General features: G+C 31.7%; 15 protein-coding genes. 13 read left to right on the top strand and 2 right to left on the bottom strand.

The window, feature by feature from the left end; genetic code table 11:
* Positions 1-9 precede the first annotated feature (9 nt).
* The 3 genes from ACJ6WR_RS02100 to ACJ6WR_RS02090 all read left to right on the top strand — a co-directional run bounded on the left by ACJ6WR_RS02100 (position 10) and on the right by ACJ6WR_RS02090 (position 4,753).
* Positions 10-1,944, top strand: a complete 1,935-nt coding sequence (locus tag ACJ6WR_RS02100; protein WP_409416923.1) for an OmpA family protein — start codon at positions 10-12, stop codon at positions 1,942-1,944.
* A gap of 126 nt (positions 1,945-2,070) precedes the next feature.
* The gene (gene ligA, locus ACJ6WR_RS02095; protein WP_409416922.1) at positions 2,071-4,074 is read left to right on the top strand and encodes an NAD-dependent DNA ligase LigA; all 2,004 of its coding nucleotides are present in this window, start codon (positions 2,071-2,073) and stop codon (positions 4,072-4,074) included.
* A complete protein-coding gene (locus tag ACJ6WR_RS02090) occupies positions 4,064-4,753 on the top strand; it encodes a hypothetical protein (protein WP_409416921.1) in 690 nt (229 codons plus the stop codon). The genes ligA and ACJ6WR_RS02090 overlap by 11 nt, the downstream gene beginning before the upstream one ends.
* Here ACJ6WR_RS02090 and ACJ6WR_RS02085 read toward each other — a convergent pair.
* Entirely contained in the window at positions 4,743-5,654 is a 912-nt protein-coding gene (locus ACJ6WR_RS02085; RefSeq protein ID WP_039113078.1) for a bifunctional UDP-sugar hydrolase/5'-nucleotidase, read from the bottom strand. The genes ACJ6WR_RS02090 and ACJ6WR_RS02085 overlap by 11 nt on opposite strands.
* A 65-nt stretch (positions 5,655-5,719) precedes the next feature.
* A complete protein-coding gene (locus tag ACJ6WR_RS02080; protein WP_039113077.1) occupies positions 5,720-6,499 on the bottom strand; it encodes a 5'-nucleotidase C-terminal domain-containing protein in 780 nt (259 codons plus the stop codon).
* A 47-nt stretch (positions 6,500-6,546) separates the two neighbouring features.
* Between ACJ6WR_RS02080 and ACJ6WR_RS02075 the strand changes: the two genes are divergently transcribed.
* The 10 genes from ACJ6WR_RS02075 (at position 6,547) to coaE (ending at position 16,041) form a co-directional block, all read left to right on the top strand.
* A complete protein-coding gene (locus tag ACJ6WR_RS02075; protein ID WP_039120196.1) occupies positions 6,547-7,071 on the top strand; it encodes a DUF6913 domain-containing protein in 525 nt (174 codons plus the stop codon).
* Between the two features lies 1 nt (position 7,072).
* The gene (gene dapA / locus ACJ6WR_RS02070; protein WP_039113075.1) at positions 7,073-7,954 is read left to right on the top strand and encodes a 4-hydroxy-tetrahydrodipicolinate synthase; all 882 of its coding nucleotides are present in this window, start codon (positions 7,073-7,075) and stop codon (positions 7,952-7,954) included.
* Between the two features lie 136 nt (positions 7,955-8,090).
* Positions 8,091-8,885 (top strand): outer membrane protein assembly factor BamD, encoded by a 795-nt coding sequence (locus tag ACJ6WR_RS02065; protein WP_039113093.1) that lies wholly within the window; start codon positions 8,091-8,093, stop codon positions 8,883-8,885.
* Between the two features lie 9 nt (positions 8,886-8,894).
* The gene (locus tag ACJ6WR_RS02060; protein ID WP_012025451.1) at positions 8,895-9,212 is read left to right on the top strand and encodes a DNA-directed RNA polymerase subunit omega; all 318 of its coding nucleotides are present in this window, start codon (positions 8,895-8,897) and stop codon (positions 9,210-9,212) included.
* Between the two features lie 9 nt (positions 9,213-9,221).
* Positions 9,222-10,433 (top strand): bifunctional phosphopantothenoylcysteine decarboxylase/phosphopantothenate--cysteine ligase CoaBC, encoded by a 1,212-nt coding sequence (gene coaBC, locus ACJ6WR_RS02055; protein ID WP_409416920.1) that lies wholly within the window; start codon positions 9,222-9,224, stop codon positions 10,431-10,433.
* A complete protein-coding gene (locus ACJ6WR_RS02050) occupies positions 10,426-11,310 on the top strand; it encodes a DUF4835 family protein (protein WP_039113073.1) in 885 nt (294 codons plus the stop codon). Before coaBC ends, ACJ6WR_RS02050 begins: the two co-directional genes overlap by 8 nt.
* Positions 11,311-11,362: 52 nt before the next feature.
* On the top strand, positions 11,363-13,015 hold the full coding sequence (gene recN / locus ACJ6WR_RS02045; RefSeq protein ID WP_409416919.1) for a DNA repair protein RecN: 1,653 nt from the start codon (positions 11,363-11,365) through the stop codon (positions 13,013-13,015).
* A gap of 107 nt (positions 13,016-13,122) precedes the next feature.
* The gene (gene fabV / locus ACJ6WR_RS02040) at positions 13,123-14,313 is read left to right on the top strand and encodes an enoyl-ACP reductase FabV (protein ID WP_039113071.1); all 1,191 of its coding nucleotides are present in this window, start codon (positions 13,123-13,125) and stop codon (positions 14,311-14,313) included.
* Between the two features lie 128 nt (positions 14,314-14,441).
* Positions 14,442-15,443 (top strand): glycosyltransferase, encoded by a 1,002-nt coding sequence (locus ACJ6WR_RS02035; protein ID WP_409416918.1) that lies wholly within the window; start codon positions 14,442-14,444, stop codon positions 15,441-15,443.
* Position 15,444: 1 nt separating this feature from the next.
* The gene (gene coaE / locus ACJ6WR_RS02030; RefSeq protein ID WP_323489261.1) at positions 15,445-16,041 is read left to right on the top strand and encodes a dephospho-CoA kinase; all 597 of its coding nucleotides are present in this window, start codon (positions 15,445-15,447) and stop codon (positions 16,039-16,041) included.
* The last annotated feature ends 44 nt before the right edge of the window (positions 16,042-16,085 follow it).

Here is a 16,085-nt window from a genome sequence, read left to right as displayed (position 1 = left end):
ACCTGACCTATGAAAAAATTCTATATACTTAGTTTGCTATTTAGCTTTGTATCAATTTTGGCGCAAACAAACTTAAAAAAAGCCGACGCTTTATTTAAAAATTACTCCTATACAGATGCTGCAAAAGCATACGAAGAGTGTTTGCAAAAAATAGATAAACCATCGGTTCAAACTTTAAAGAATGCAGCCGACTCGTATTATTTTATTTCCGATAATCGAAATGCTTTAAAATGGTATCAAAAGCTATATGAAGTTCAAGGTGATAACCTATCCGATATTTATTATCTAAGATACATTCAATCCATGAAAGGAGTTATGGATTATGATAATGCAGATAAAGTAACCAAAGAATACTTAAATAAAAAAGGAGATCAAAAAGAGATAGACAGATATATCTATCAAAAGAAATTATTAGATAGTTTATCAAAAGCAAAATCACTTTATACTTTAAAAAATATTGCTATTAATACCGATAAATCCGATTTTGGAGCAACTTTTTATGGAGATAAAGTAGTATTTACATCGGCAAGAGATACAGGTAATTTTGATAAAAAATTATACAATTGGAACAAACAACCATTCTTGAATTTATATGTAGCCGAAAGAAGTGCGATTGATGGGAGTTTATTCAATGAAGTACTTTTTATACCTAATGTAATGTCCAAGTATCATGAGGCAACAGTAACCTTTAGCCCAGATTGGAAAACCATGTATTACACAACCAATATTCTTAAAAAGAATAAATTAGTGATAGATGAATCCAGAACCAATAACTTCCAGATTATAAAAGGAACAATAGAAGATAACAAATTGGTTAAAACCGAAAAAGTATTTTTTGATAGTGATAAATACTCAGTAGGGCATCCATATTTAAGTGATGATGGCAAAATGTTATTCTTTGCTTCGGATATGCCAGGAGGTTATGGAGAAACCGATTTGTACGTTGTAAAGATAGCCGATGATGGTACAATGAGTTCACCACAAAATTTAGGACCAACAATTAATACACTTGGTAATGATGTTTTTCCTTCATATAGAAATGGAGTACTTTATTTTTCATCAGATGGACATTATGGTTTAGGCGATTTAGATGTATATGAAAGTAAACTATCGGGAGAATTAAATTTTTCTGCTCCTAGAAATTTAGGTGCACCAATAAATAGTAATAAAGATGATTTTTCATTTGTAATAGATCCCAAAGAAAATTACGGTTATGTATCATCAAATCGTGCACAAGGAAAAGGAGATGATGATATTTATTATTTTACCAAAGGAAAACCTATCTGTAATCAACTCGTTTCTGGTCAGGCAATAAATACCAAAACCAAGAAAGGTTTAAGCGATACATTTATTATAGCATATGATGTTTATGATGCCGTTATTACCGAAACCAAAACCGATGCAGATGGAAATTATAAATTAGAAGTTCCGTGTAATAAACGAATAAAAATGACGGCCAATAAGCCAAATTTTAGCGGAGACGAAAAATTTATAGAAACTACAAAAGATAACAATGCCGAGATAAAAGACGTTAATTTCTATCTTAGTAATTATGATGATTTAGTAGTTAAAAAAGATGGGGTAGAAAAAGTAGATATCAATCCTATTTTCTTCGATTATGATAAATCAAATATCAATCCTCAAGCCGCAGCCGAATTGGATAAAGTTGTATTTGTGATGCAAAAATTCCCTAAGATTAAAATTAAAATCGAGTCACATACAGATTCCAGAGGTAAAGACGCTTATAATATGAAGCTTTCGGATGCCAGAGCAAAATCTACTCAAACTTACATTCTTTCTAAAGGTATTGAACCTTTCAGAATTGCTAGTGCAATAGGTTATGGAGAAAGCCGATTGGTGAATAAATGTAGTAATGGTGTAAAATGTACTGAACAAGAGCATCTTGCTAACAGACGTTCCGATTTTATTGTAATAGAAAAATAATGTTCAAAAAACTTTGTGAAAACCATTCTTAAAAGAGTGGTTTTTTTGTTTTTAATTATACTTTTGAATGTCTATTTTAGACAAACTTTTTTAGGATAATAAAAGACAATCGAATTATAATAAAATATGAATATTCAGGATTCCATACAAGCTTTAAGAGATGAACTAAACGTGCATAATTACAATTATTATGTACTTGATAATGCTACAATATCAGATTATGAATTTGATTTGAAATTAAAGCAACTTCAGGAGTTAGAAGATCAGCATCCAGAATTTTTTGATGAAAATTCACCAACTCAACGAGTAGGAGGAACAGTAACCAAAAACTTCCAGACAGTAGCTCATGAATATCGTATGTATTCATTAGATAATTCATATTCAAAAGAAGATTTGGTCGATTGGGAAACCAGAGTTCAAAAAGTATTAGGAAACGTTGATTTACAATATACTTGCGAATTAAAATACGATGGAGCTTCGATAAGTATTACTTACGAAAACGGAAAATTAAAACGTGCAGTTACTCGAGGAGATGGATTTCAGGGAGATGATGTAACCAATAATATCAAAACTATAAAATCGATTCCGTTACAATTAAAAGGAAATTATCCACCTGTTTTTGCAATTCGTGGCGAAATAATTTTACCATTTGCAGGATTCGAAAAAATGAATCAGGATTTAATCGAAATAGGAGAAACACCTTATTCAAACCCAAGAAATACAGCTTCAGGAAGTTTAAAGTTACAAGATAGCGCTGAGGTTGCCAAAAGACCATTAGAGTGCTTACTTTATTTTGTAACCGGTAATAATTTACCTTTCTCCTCACAGTATGAAGGGCTAGAACTAGCAAGAAAATGGGGATTTAAAGTACCTGTAGAAGCTAAACTGGCTAACAATTTACAAGAAGTATTTGACTTTATAGATTATTGGGATGTACATCGTCATGAGCTACCTTATGAAACCGATGGAGTAGTAATAAAAGTAAATAGTATTCAGCACCAGGAAGAGTTAGGTTATACATCTAAATCGCCTCGTTGGGCAATTGCATATAAATTTAAATCAGAGCAGGTTTCGACCAAATTAAACTCGATTTCGTACCAAGTAGGAAGAACAGGGGCAATTACGCCAGTAGCAAATCTAGAGCCAGTACAATTGGCAGGAACAATTGTAAAACGAGCTTCTTTGCATAATGCCGATCAAATAGAAAAATTAGACATTAGAATAAACGATACCGTTTTTGTAGAAAAAGGAGGGGAAATCATTCCGAAAATCATCGCAGTCGATTTAACACAGCGTCCAGCAGATGCAGAACCTACAAAATACATTACGCATTGTCCAGAATGTAATACAGAGTTAGTTAGATCAGAAGGAGAAGCAAATCATTATTGCCCTAATTTTTACGGATGTCCACCGCAGATTATAGGTAGAATCCAGCATTATATTTCAAGAAAAGCAATGGATATTGAAGGACTTGGAGGAGAAACCGTAGCGTTACTTTTTAATAATGGATTAGTTCATAATTACGCCGATTTATATGAGTTAACCGTAGAGCAGATTTTACCTTTAGATAGAATGGCTCAAAAATCGGCAGAAAACCTAGTAAAAGGAGTAGAGAATTCTAAAAAAATCCCATTCGAGAGTGTTTTGTTTGCACTCGGAATCCGATTTGTAGGAGAAACAGTAGCCAAAAAATTGGCTAAACATTACAAAAATATTGACGCATTGAGCCAAGCCACTTTAATGGATTTAGTTCTGGTAGATGAAATAGGAGAGCGTATTGCAAAAAGCGTAATAGAATTTTTTGAGAACGATGAAAATAAGAGAATCATTGAACGCTTAAAAAGTTACGGAGTACAATTTGAGATTGTCGAAAAAATCAATCCAAATGCAACTACCAAATTTGAAGGAAAAACTTTTGTAGTTTCGGGTGTTTTCTCTAAATTTTCAAGAGATGATATTAAAAAAACTATCGAAGATAATGGAGGTAAAGTAGGAAGTTCAATTTCTGCCAAAACTGATTTTGTTGTTGCCGGTGAAAATATGGGGCCAGCTAAATTAGAAAAAGCTAATAAATTGAATATCCCTATAATTTCAGAAGATGATTTTATAACCAAATTAAATGAAAGCTAACACCCCGTCATTAATTCTTTACTTCTTAGCATTAATATTAACAATTATCTTTGATTTCTTAGAGCAAGATTTTATTGGTATGTATGCAAAGGCAATAGTAGTGCCTTCAATATTTATATATTATCTTATTACAACCAATTATAAGATAAGTATAATTCAGGGATTTATTTTTGCGCTTTGTTTTATTGGAGAAGTATTTAATTTAATGGAGGTAGAAGCCTCAGAGTTGGGTTCACTCTTCTCTTTCTTATTAGTCTATTTGTTATTGTTAAGACTAATAATAGAAGATTATCGAAAAATAAAATTAAGAAAAAACGACTATTTGCCAGTAGCAATAGTCGTTTTATTTATTATATACCTTTTAGTATCTGTTCTTGGGTTACAATACGAGAAAGTAGGTCAGAACCATTTTATTTATACCATATACGGTATCATATTGAGTGTGTTGGGCTGTGTCTCATTTATTAGTTATATAACCAAAGGTACGTATCTCACCCTTTTAGTAACGTTGATGACAACTTGCTTTATCTTCTCAGACATCTTTTTTATTTTTAACCAATCCTTTGATCATTCAGTAGTATTGGCGCTAATAAGAGATACGACCCAAATGTTGTCCTATTATTTTATGGTAAAATATTTTATCCAAAAAAGAATCGAAAATATTCGGGTTAGACAATAATAGATTTTCCTTGAGCCGATTTTGTTTTATCATTATTAAGATAAAAGTCAATTCTTCCTAAATTAATCCCGTAACATCCTACCTGATTAACTAAGACATCTTCACCAGCTTTATTTTTTACAACAGTAGGCTTATCAAGAAAAGTATGCGTGTGTCCACCAATAATCAAATCGATATCCTGAGTTAGTTCAGCTAGTTTTAAATCACAGATTTTAGCAGCATCATCACGATATTTATAACCCAAATGTGATAAACAAATTACTAAATCACATTTTTGTTCTTTTTTAAGAATTCGAACCATATCAGTAGCCGTTTCTACAGGATCATTGTAAACAGTTTCCTTATACATCAATTTATCTACCAAGCCATCAAGCTGAATCCCTAAACCAAAAACACCTATTTTAATACCATCTTTATTAAAAATCTTGTACGGTTTTACAAGACCGTCCATTACAGTATTTTTAAAATCATAGTTAGAAGAGATAAACTCAAATTTAGCATGAGGCATTTGTGCATATAATCCATCTAAACCATTATCAAAATCATGATTACCAATTGTAGACGCATCATATTTCATCATGCTCATTAGTTTAAACTCCAGTTCACCACCATAATAATTAAAGTAAGGAGTTCCCTGAAAAATATCTCCGGCATCCAATAAAAGAACGTTTGGATTTTCTTTACGAATTACATCAATCAAAGCAGCACGTCTAGATACACCACCCATGTTTGCATTACGAGGATCATCAGCAGGAAAAGGGTCAATATGACTGTGAACATCATTGGTATGTAATATAGTTATGTGTTTTACATTTGATGATGTAAAACTGCTCATAGATAAACCCAAACTCAATAATGCTGTACTAGCAGCGGTTTTTTCAATAAAATCTCTTCTTTTCATTTTAATTTATTTTGCGGTAAAACGCTTGAACCCAAAGCTCTTAAATATTTTTTTAATTGTTTATCTTATTCTTGTGTTACTCGGACATCATTAGGAACCGGAATTGTATCAACAGATTTAAAATAATCAATAAGAATGTCTCGTAGTTTGTAATTTAAATCATATTTCTGAACACTCTTTTTAAAGAAGTTCATATTGTCACCACCATTTGCTAAGTAATCATTTGTAGCAACATAATAAATTTTGTCTTTTTCGACAGGTTTACCCTGAACTAAAACATTCGTAGCAGTATTATTCTTAGTTATAGTAAAAGTCATCCCAGAAAGAGGATGAGGTTTTTTTTCACCAATAAAATAGGTAACCATTTCCAGAATCTGTTCTCCTTTTAGAGCCATAACAACTAGACTGTTTTCAAAAGGCATAATTTCAAATGCATTTCTGGCAGTAACATTCCCTTTAGGAAGAATTGCTCGAATCCCACCATGATTAAGAAAACAAATATCAAGATCTTTTTTCTCTCTGGCTTTAAAAACTAAATTCCCTCTTTGCAGGCATACATCAGCCATTAAGTTACCAATAGTTGTTTGCCATTTACCAGTACTTTTGTCCAGTGTTTGAGGACAATAAGCAAGCACACTATCTAAATCTTTATTAATGTGCTCTCTGTAAGGCTTAATAAAATTCTCAATCTCGGGAGTTTGATTTTGAGTACTTGTAATAGGAATTAGTTTACCTTCAATTTTTGAAACTTGATAAGTTTGTTTGCTACAAGAAACTCCAAAAAAAAGTGTTAAGAATATAACAAAAAGTTTTAAAAATCCGTTATACTTTTTTAGTTTTACCATCTTAAATGCGACTTAAATAATTAATTTTGTAATCTAGTAAAAGTACTATGTTTTTAAATTATACAAAGGTTTTTTTTGTAAAAAAATCGTTAAAGAAAAATCTTAATAATGTAAAAAACGGTGCATTTACTAATGATATACAAAAGGTTGGTTTACTTATAGATGAAAGTCATTTTTCAGAAAAAGAAGCTTTACTAGCCGAATTGGTATCAAAAGGAATTGAGAAAAAGAACATCAAAATTATTGTTTATAAAGACAAATTCAATAAAAAAGAGACGTATTCTTGTCCAACTTTTGGGATTGATCATCTTAATTGGAATGGAAAGATTGCCGAAGGATTTTTAAAAGACTTTGTAAACGAAAAATTCGATTTATTAATAAGTTATTATGATATCGAAAAAGTAATGCTGATGCTTGTAACACAAAATTCGAATGCCAGGTTCAAAGTTGGTTTTGCATCAATTGATAAAAGATTAAATCGATTGATGATTGATACCAACATTCGGGAATATAAAATTTTCGTGAATGAATTATTTAAATATTTAAAAAACATTAAACCAAATACAATCTAATATGCAATCATTAATAGGAACAGGCGTTGCACTAGTAACTCCTTTTAAAGAAGATTTTTCAATTGATACAGAAGCATTACAAAGAATAGTTAATTTTTCTGTAGATGGAGGAGTTGAATATCTTGTAGTTATGGGCACAACTGCAGAAAACGCAACATTAACTCAAGACGAAAAGGAACTTGTTATCACTACAGTTATTAATGCAAATAAAGGAAGATTACCTTTAGTATTAGGAGTAGGAGGAAATAATACAATGCAAATTGTTGAAGAATTAAAAACTAGAGATTTTTCAGCTTTTGAAGCTATATTGTCAGTGTCACCTTATTATAACAGACCTACCCAAGAAGGAATTTATCAGCATTTTAAAGCTATTGCCGAGGCTTCACCGATACCAGTAATATTATATAATGTTCCAGGAAGAACATCTAGCAATATGTTGCCATCAACAGTTATACGTTTAGCAAATGATTTTGCAAATGTAGTTGCAATAAAAGAAGCTGCAGGAGATTTGGTACAAGCAATGCAATTGCTTAAAAATAAACCAAGTGATTTTCTCGTTATATCGGGAGATGATATGATTGCTTTGCCAATAATTTTGGCAGGAGGTTCAGGTGTTATATCAGTTATTGGACAAGGTTTTCCAAAAGAATTTTCAGAAATGATTCGTTTAGGATTGAATAGAAAAGTAAATGAAGCATTTAAAACACAATACTTTTTATCAGATTGTATTGATATGATTTTTGAGCAAGGGAATCCAGCAGGAATAAAACAAGTGTTTAAATCACTTGGTATTGCTGAGAATGTCGTAAGATTACCGCTTGTTGCAGCCGATGAATCACTTGCAAATCGCATTGATGAATTTGTTAAAAAAAGCATTAAATAAAAATAAAAAACGAGGTATTTTATTATACCAAAAAATATTTTGTAGTAGCTAAATTAATAACTAAATTTGCCACCGAAACTTCGGTGTGGTTTTACTTGGATATAAACATCCTGGGAATCATAATAAAAGTAAAAAAATGAAAAAAATAATATCTGTATTGTTTGTAGTTGTTCTTTTTTGTTCTTGTAGTGATTATCAAAAAGCACTAAAAAATGATGATGTAGCAGCAAAATTTGAAATTGCAACAAAAATGTACGATGCCGGAAAGTATACTAAAGCAATTCGTTTGTTTGAGCAACTTGCAGCATCATATAGAGGAAAGCCTCAGGCAGAGAAATTGTTTTATATGTTTTCTCAATCCTATTATAAAACAAAACAGTATTATTTAGCTGGATATCAATTCGAGAGTTTTGTTTCTGGATATCCAAGAAGTGAAAAAGTAGAAGAAGCAGCTTATTTAGGAGCAAAAAGTTATTCGATGTTGTCACCAGTATATAGTTTGGATCAAACAGATACTAATAAAGCGATCGATAAGTTACAGGCTTTTATAGATAATTATCCAAATTCACAATATATAGTAGAGGCAAATGCAAGTCTTAAAGCATTAACTACTAAATTGGAGAAAAAAGCATATGAAAATGCAAAAGGATATAATACTATCTCAGATTTTAAATCGGCGATAGTAGCATTTGATAATTTTGTTGGAGAGTATCCTGGAACAGAATTCAAAGAAGATGCATTGTATTATAAATTTGATTCAGCATATCAGTTAGCAATTAACAGTATTTCAGCAAAAATGGAAGACCGTTTAAAAGTGGCTAAAACTGCATATTCTAATTTAATGAAATATAAAAGTGATACTCATTACAAAGTGAAAGCTGATGAGATGAATGAGAGAGTTGAAAAAGAGTTACAAAATTTTACTAAATAAAATAAAGTCATGGATTTAAAAAAGACGAATGCTCCAGTAAATACAATTACCTACAATAAAACGGTTATTGAAGAGCCTACAGGTAATGTGTATGAGGCAATAACTATTATGGCTAAAAGAGCAAATCAAATTAATTCTGAAATCAAAAAGGAATTGACTGAAAAGTTAGAAGAATTTGCTACCTATAATGACAGTCTTGAAGAAGTTTTCGAAAACAAAGAACAAATCGAAGTTTCTAAATTTTACGAAAAATTGCCTAAACCACACGCTTTAGCAGTTCAAGAGTGGTTAGACGGTAAAACATACCACAGAAATTCAAATAAATAATATAGTACCATGTCAGTTTTAAACGGTAAGAAAATTTTACTAGGAGTTTCTGGTGGAATTGCAGCCTATAAAACAGCATCATTAGTACGACTTTTTATAAAAGCAGGTGCCGAGATTCAAGTAATCATGACACCTGCTTCTAAGGATTTTGTAACGCCACTTACGTTATCAACCTTATCAAAAAATCCAGTACATTCTTCTTTCTTTAATCAAGAAGATGAAAATGAAAAATGGAACAATCATGTCGAATTAGGACTTTGGGCCGATTTGATGATTATTGCTCCAGCTACAGCAAATACAATGTCAAAAATGGCAAACGGTACTTGCGATAATCTATTGATAGCAGCTTATTTATCGGCAAAATGTCCAATTTACTTTGCGCCAGCAATGGATTTGGATATGTATAAACATCCCTCAACGTTAGCGAGTTTTTCGTTATTAAAACAGTTTGGAAATACTATTATTCCTGCTGAAAGCGGAGAGTTGGCTAGTGGTTTGTCTGGAGAAGGTCGTATGGCAGAACCAGAAAATATAATTGCATTTTTAGAAGCTGATTTAGAAAGTAAATTACCTCTTAAAGGGAAAAAGTTTTTAATCACAGCAGGTCCAACATACGAAGCAATAGATCCAGTACGTTTTGTAGGAAACCATTCCTCAGGAAAAATGGGGTTTGATATTGCATCAGAAGCAGCAAACTTAGGAGCCTCGGTTATTCTTGTTGCAGGACCTACAAATTGTAAAGTTACAAACACATCAGTAAAAGTAATTTCGGTAACATCAGCACAAGAAATGTATGATGCATGTCATGAATATTTCTCAGATGTAGATGTTGCAATTGCAGCAGCAGCAGTTGCGGATTATAGACCGAAAATAGTTGCATCGCAAAAAATAAAGAAAGCTTCAGAAGATTTTACAATTGAGCTGGAAAAAACAAAAGATATCTTATTGTCATTAGGGGAAATAAAGAAAAAACAATTTTTGATTGGATTCGCTTTAGAAACTGAAAATGAAATTGAGAATGCAAAGCTGAAAATTCAGAAAAAAAACTTAGATTTGATAGTTCTAAATTCGTTACAGGATAAAGGAGCAGGTTTTGGTGGGGGAACTAACAAAGTAACCTTTATTGATAGGGCTTTTGCCATCGAACCAATGGAATTAAAATCCAAAGAAGCAGTTGCAATTGATATTTTAAATAAGGTGATAAAGCATTTTCATGAATAAAATACTTACTTTTTTGTTGTTTTTAACTTTTGGCCTTACGCAGGCGCAACAGTTAAATTGTACGGTAACCGTAAACTCACAAATGCTTCCTAATGCCAATCAGCAAGTTTTTAAAACATTGCAGACAGCATTGAGCGAATTTGTAAACAATACAGATTGGACAGGGAGTTTGCTAAAGCAAAATGAAAAAATAAACTGTTCGATGTATATTACGATTACGTCAAATAACTCAGATCAGTTTTCGGGTACAATACAAATACAATCATCTCGATTAATTTATAATTCTACTTACTCATCTCCAGTATTCAATTTTAATGATAAGGATTTAAGTTTTAGATATACAGAATTTGAAAATTTATTGTATAATCCAAATGTTTTCGAATCAAATCTTGTTTCTATAATGACTTTTTATAGCTACATGATTTTAGGAATGGATGCTGATACTTTTATGCCAGCATTAGGGAATCCTTTTTTCGAGACTGCTCAAAGTATTGCCAATGTAGCTCAACAAGGAGGATATAAAGGCTGGAGTCAGGCTGATGGAGTACAAAATCGTTATTTCTTAATTAACGATATGCTTTCGCCAACATATAATGACTTGAGACAATGTGTTTATGGGTATCATACAGGTTTAGATGTAATGAATCAGGATTTAAAGCTAGCCAAAGAAAAAATTAAAACTTCGTTATCGCTTATAGGGAAACTAAATGCAACGAAACCAAATGCTTTTTTAACGCGTGTCTTTTTTGATGCTAAATCAGATGAAATTGTATCTATATTTACAGGAGGACCAAGTGTTCCTATAGCAGATTTAGTAGAGAATTTAAATAGAGTTTCGCCAATGAACTCTGCTAAATGGTCGCAGATTAAATTTTAAGCATTCTTATTAAGATTGCTTATTTCCAAAACTTATATTACAAAAAAGAGATATGATTACTTCATTGTCAATAAAAAATTATGCACTGATTGAAAAATTATCAATTGATTTTTCAAAAGGCTTTTCTATAATTACTGGTGAAACAGGAGCGGGAAAGTCGATAATATTGGGTGCATTAGGCTTAGTTTTAGGTAAAAGAGCCGATTTGACTTCATTGAAAAATAAAGAAGAAAAGTGTGTAATCGAAGCGCATTTTAAAATTTCTAAATATAATCTGGAAGCTTTTTTTGAAGCTAATGATTTAGATTATGAAGAAGATACTATAATAAGACGCGAAATCTTGCCTTCGGGAAAATCACGTGCTTTTATAAATGATAGTCCTGTAAATCTTCAGGAATTGCAAGAGTTGAGTTTGTATTTAATAGATATTCATTCACAACAGCAAACCCAGGAACTTTCAGAAGAAAGCGTACAATTTCAGATTATTGATGCAATTGCTGATAATTTTGGTGTTATTGCAGATTATCAAAATGTTTTAAAGAAATATAAGTCAGATAAAACAAAGCTGAATTCCCTTCTTAAAAAACAAAGTGAATCGGCTAAAGAGCAAGAATACAATACCTTTCTTTTAAATGAATTAGTTGCTGCGCAATTAAAATCAGGACAACAAGAAGAGCTGGAAGAAGAATTTGAAAAACTTAACAATGTTGAGATTATCAAAGAATCATTAGATAAATCTTTGGCTATAGCCAATGAAGAACAATTTGGAGTAATCCAGAATCTTAATGAAATAAAAGCTTCTTTACATAAAATTGCTACTTTCTCAACGGAATATGGAGCTTTGTTTGAAAGGATAACAAGTCTGGCAATAGAGTTTGATGACGTTTCGGGTGAATTACAAAAAGCATCAGAGAAATTATTGAATGATCCGGCTCAGCTTGATTTCATCAGTCAGAAATTGCAGGTTATTTATAATCTACAAAAAAAGCATCAAGTTGCTTCGGTTGATGATTTAATCGAAATTCAAACTAAACTAGAAAATTCAGTTCTGGAATTAGGTAATATCGAAGATGAGATAGCAAAACTAACCACTTCGATTGAGCAAAAAACAATGGAGTTGGACGCTTTTGCAAATAAAATTCATGAAAACAGAATTGCAGCAATACCATTATTATCAGATAAATTAATAACAATATTAGAAACATTAGGAATGCCAAATGTTCGTTTTAAAATTGATATTAATTATGGAGAAACATATTTCCCGAACGGAAAAGATGAACTTCATTTTTTATTTTCTGCCAATAAAGGAACCGATTTTGGGTTACTTAAAAAAGTTGCTTCAGGAGGGGAAATGTCACGTATAATGCTTGCAGTAAAAGCAATTTTGGCACAATACTCTAAATTGCCAACATTGATTTTTGATGAAATCGATACAGGAGTTTCAGGAGAAATTGCTGTTAGAATGGGAGAGATAATGAAAGAGATGAGTCAGCAAATGCAAATCTTTGCAATAACTCATTTACCGCAGATAGCAGCCAAGGGAGAGTCTCATTTTAAAGTGTTTAAGTCAACAGTAGATGATGATACACAATCAGAGTTAAAGCTTCTGTCACAAGAAGAACGAGTAATGGAAATTGCTCAAATGTTGTCAGGTTCAGTCGTTTCAGATTCGGCTTTAAATCATGCTAAAGCCTTGCTTAACTAAAAAAATGGATTATATTTGTCAATCAAAATAAACGGTCTTGCCAAGTAAAAAACGGTAGTTAAATACCATCATTTTATAAAATAAAAATAAAAAACAGTTCCAAAATTATGATTATAGAACCAAGAATGAGAGGATTCATTTGTTTGACATCACACCCAAAAGGATGCGAGCAAAATGTAAAAAATCAAATAGAATATATAAAATCTAAAGGACCAATTGAAGGTGCTAAAAAAGTATTAGTAATTGGAGCATCAACAGGTTTTGGATTGGCTTCTAGAATTACAAGTGCATTTGGATCTAATGCCGCTACAATTGGAGTGTTTTTTGAAAAACCACCAGTTGAAGGAAAAACAGCTTCTCCAGGATGGTATAACTCAGCAGCTTTTGAAGCAGAAGCTCACAAAGCAGGATTATATGCAAAAAGTATCAATGGTGATGCTTTTTCTAACGAAGTAAAACAACAAACATTAGACTTGATTAAAGCTGACTTAGGTCAGATTGATTTAGTTATTTATAGCTTAGCTTCTCCAGTTCGTTTGCACCCTGTTACAGGAGTATTGCATCGTTCAGTTTTAAAACCAATCGGAAGTACGTTTACTAATAAAACAGTTGATTTTCATACAGGAAATGTAACAGAGGTTTCTATCGAGCCATGTACAGAAGAAGAGATTGCTAACACTGTTGCAGTAATGGGCGGTGAAGATTGGTCAATGTGGATGGATGCATTGAAAAAAGAAAACCTATTAGCTCCAGGAGCTACAACAGTTGCTTATTCTTATATTGGGCCATCTTTAACAGAGGCAGTTTACCGTAAAGGAACTATCGGTCGTGCTAAAGATGATTTAGAAGCTACAGCATTTGCTATTACAGATAGTTTAAAAGATTTAGACGGAAAAGCATACGTTTCAGTAAATAAAGCATTAGTTACACAAGCAAGTTCAGCAATTCCAGTTATTCCTTTATATATCTCATTATTGTACAAAATTATGAAAGCCGAAGGTCTTCATGAAGGATGTATCGAGCAAATTCAGCGTTTGTTCCAAGACAGATTATATACAGGAAAACCAATTCCTACAGACGAAAAAGGAAGAATCCGTATCGACGATTGGGAAATGCGTGAAGATGTTCAGGAAAAAGTAGCTAAGTTATGGTTGGAAGCAACTACAGAAACATTGCCGGCAATTGGTGATTTGGCTGGATACAGAAATGACTTTTTAAACTTATTCGGATTTGAATTTGAAGGAGTAGATTACAAAGCAGACACAAACGAAGTAGTTGGGATAGAAAGTATCAAATAATCCAACTGAATTTATATAATTATTTAAAACCATCAACCCAAAGTTGGTGGTTTTTTTATGGATATAACTTACCTTTGTTAAAATTTTACAGTTAAAACAAATACTACCTTAATACCGCATACCTAATTATGGTGTTTTCTTTAATTATACCAGTGTATAATCGTCCTGACGAAGTTGATGAGCTATTAGAAAGCTTATTATTATCTGAATATAAAGAGCCTTTTGAAATCGTACTTGTAGAAGATGGTTCAACATTGCCATGCGATGACATAGTTCAGAAATATCAAGGAAAATTAAATATTTCCTATTATTTTAAAGAAAATTCAGGACCTGGAGATTCCAGAAATTTTGGAATGCGTAAAGCATTAGGAGATTACTTTATCATTTTTGATTCAGATTGTATTATCCCGCCGGATTATTTATCAGAAGTTGATAAAGCACTAAGAGAAGATTATGTAGATTGTTTTGGTGGTCCGGATAAAGCATTGGCTAGTTTTTCGAATATTCAGAAAGCAATTAATTTTGCCATGACATCTTTCCTTACAACAGGAGGGATAAGAGGAGGCTCAGAGAAAATAGGCAAGTTCCAGCCGCGTAGCTTTAATATGGGATTATCTAGAAAAGGATTTGAAGTATCAAAAGGATTTGGAAACATTCACCCTGGCGAAGACCCAGATCTATCAATACGTTTATGGAATTTAGGTTTTGAAACCAGACTTTTCTCTAAAGCTTATGTATATCATAAACGAAGAATCGATTGGGATAAATTTTCGATTCAGGTAAATAAATTTGGAAAAGCCAGACCAATACTAAATAGTTGGTATCCCCAATATAATAAACTTACTTTTTTCTTTCCAACTTGTTTTATTTTGGGACTTGTTTTGGCGGTTATTATATTGCTGTTTTTCAATATTGATATATTATTACAGTTGTATTTTGTTTATTTTGTCATAATTTTTATAGTATCGACAATTCAAAATAAGAGTTTAAAAATTGGATTTTTATCAGTTATTGCAGTTTGGAAGCAATTTTATGGTTATGGAATTGGGTTTTTAGAATCATTTATTAAGATAATAATCTTAAAGAAAAAACCACAAGAAGCATTTCCGGGATTATTTTTTAAGATTTAATATGACAAAAGTAATAGGCTTAACAGGAGGTATTGGTAGTGGAAAAACTACCATAGCAGGGTATTTTAATGAAATGGGAATTCCTGTTTATATTGCCGATGATGAGGCTAAAAAAGTAATGCAATCCGATGAAATAATTGCCGCTATTCGTGAAACTTTTGGTGCTGAAATTTTTGATAATAATACATTAAATAGAGCCAAATTGGCTGATATTGTTTTTAATAATGCAGATAAATTAGCATTACTCAATGCAATTGTACATCCTGCTGTAAAAACGGATTTTGAGAATTGGTTACTAAAGCATAAAAAAGAGCCCTATATAATTTACGAAGCAGCAATTTTGTTTGAAAGCGGACGTTATAAAGAATGTGACATTATAATTACGGTTACCGCACCCCAGGAAACCAGAATTGAGAGGGTAATGAATCGCGATAAAACTACTCGCGAACATGTTTTAAAAAGGATGAATATGCAATGGAACGATGAACAGCGTTTTGCTAATAGTAATTATATTATTCATAATTTGAATCTTAAAATTGCTAAGCAAGAAGTTGTTAAAATTCTTAAAATTTTAGATATTAAACAAAATCACTCTTAAATGTTAATATTTGGTTAATGTATTATTTAGTATATTGTTAAAAT

The sequence above is a fragment of the Flavobacterium sp. PS2 genome (genome assembly GCF_046250155.1).
GTDB lineage: Bacteria > Bacteroidota > Bacteroidia > Flavobacteriales > Flavobacteriaceae > Flavobacterium.
The sequence above is the reverse complement of the archived record's forward strand: the minus strand, read 5'-3'. Positions and strand labels throughout refer to the sequence as shown.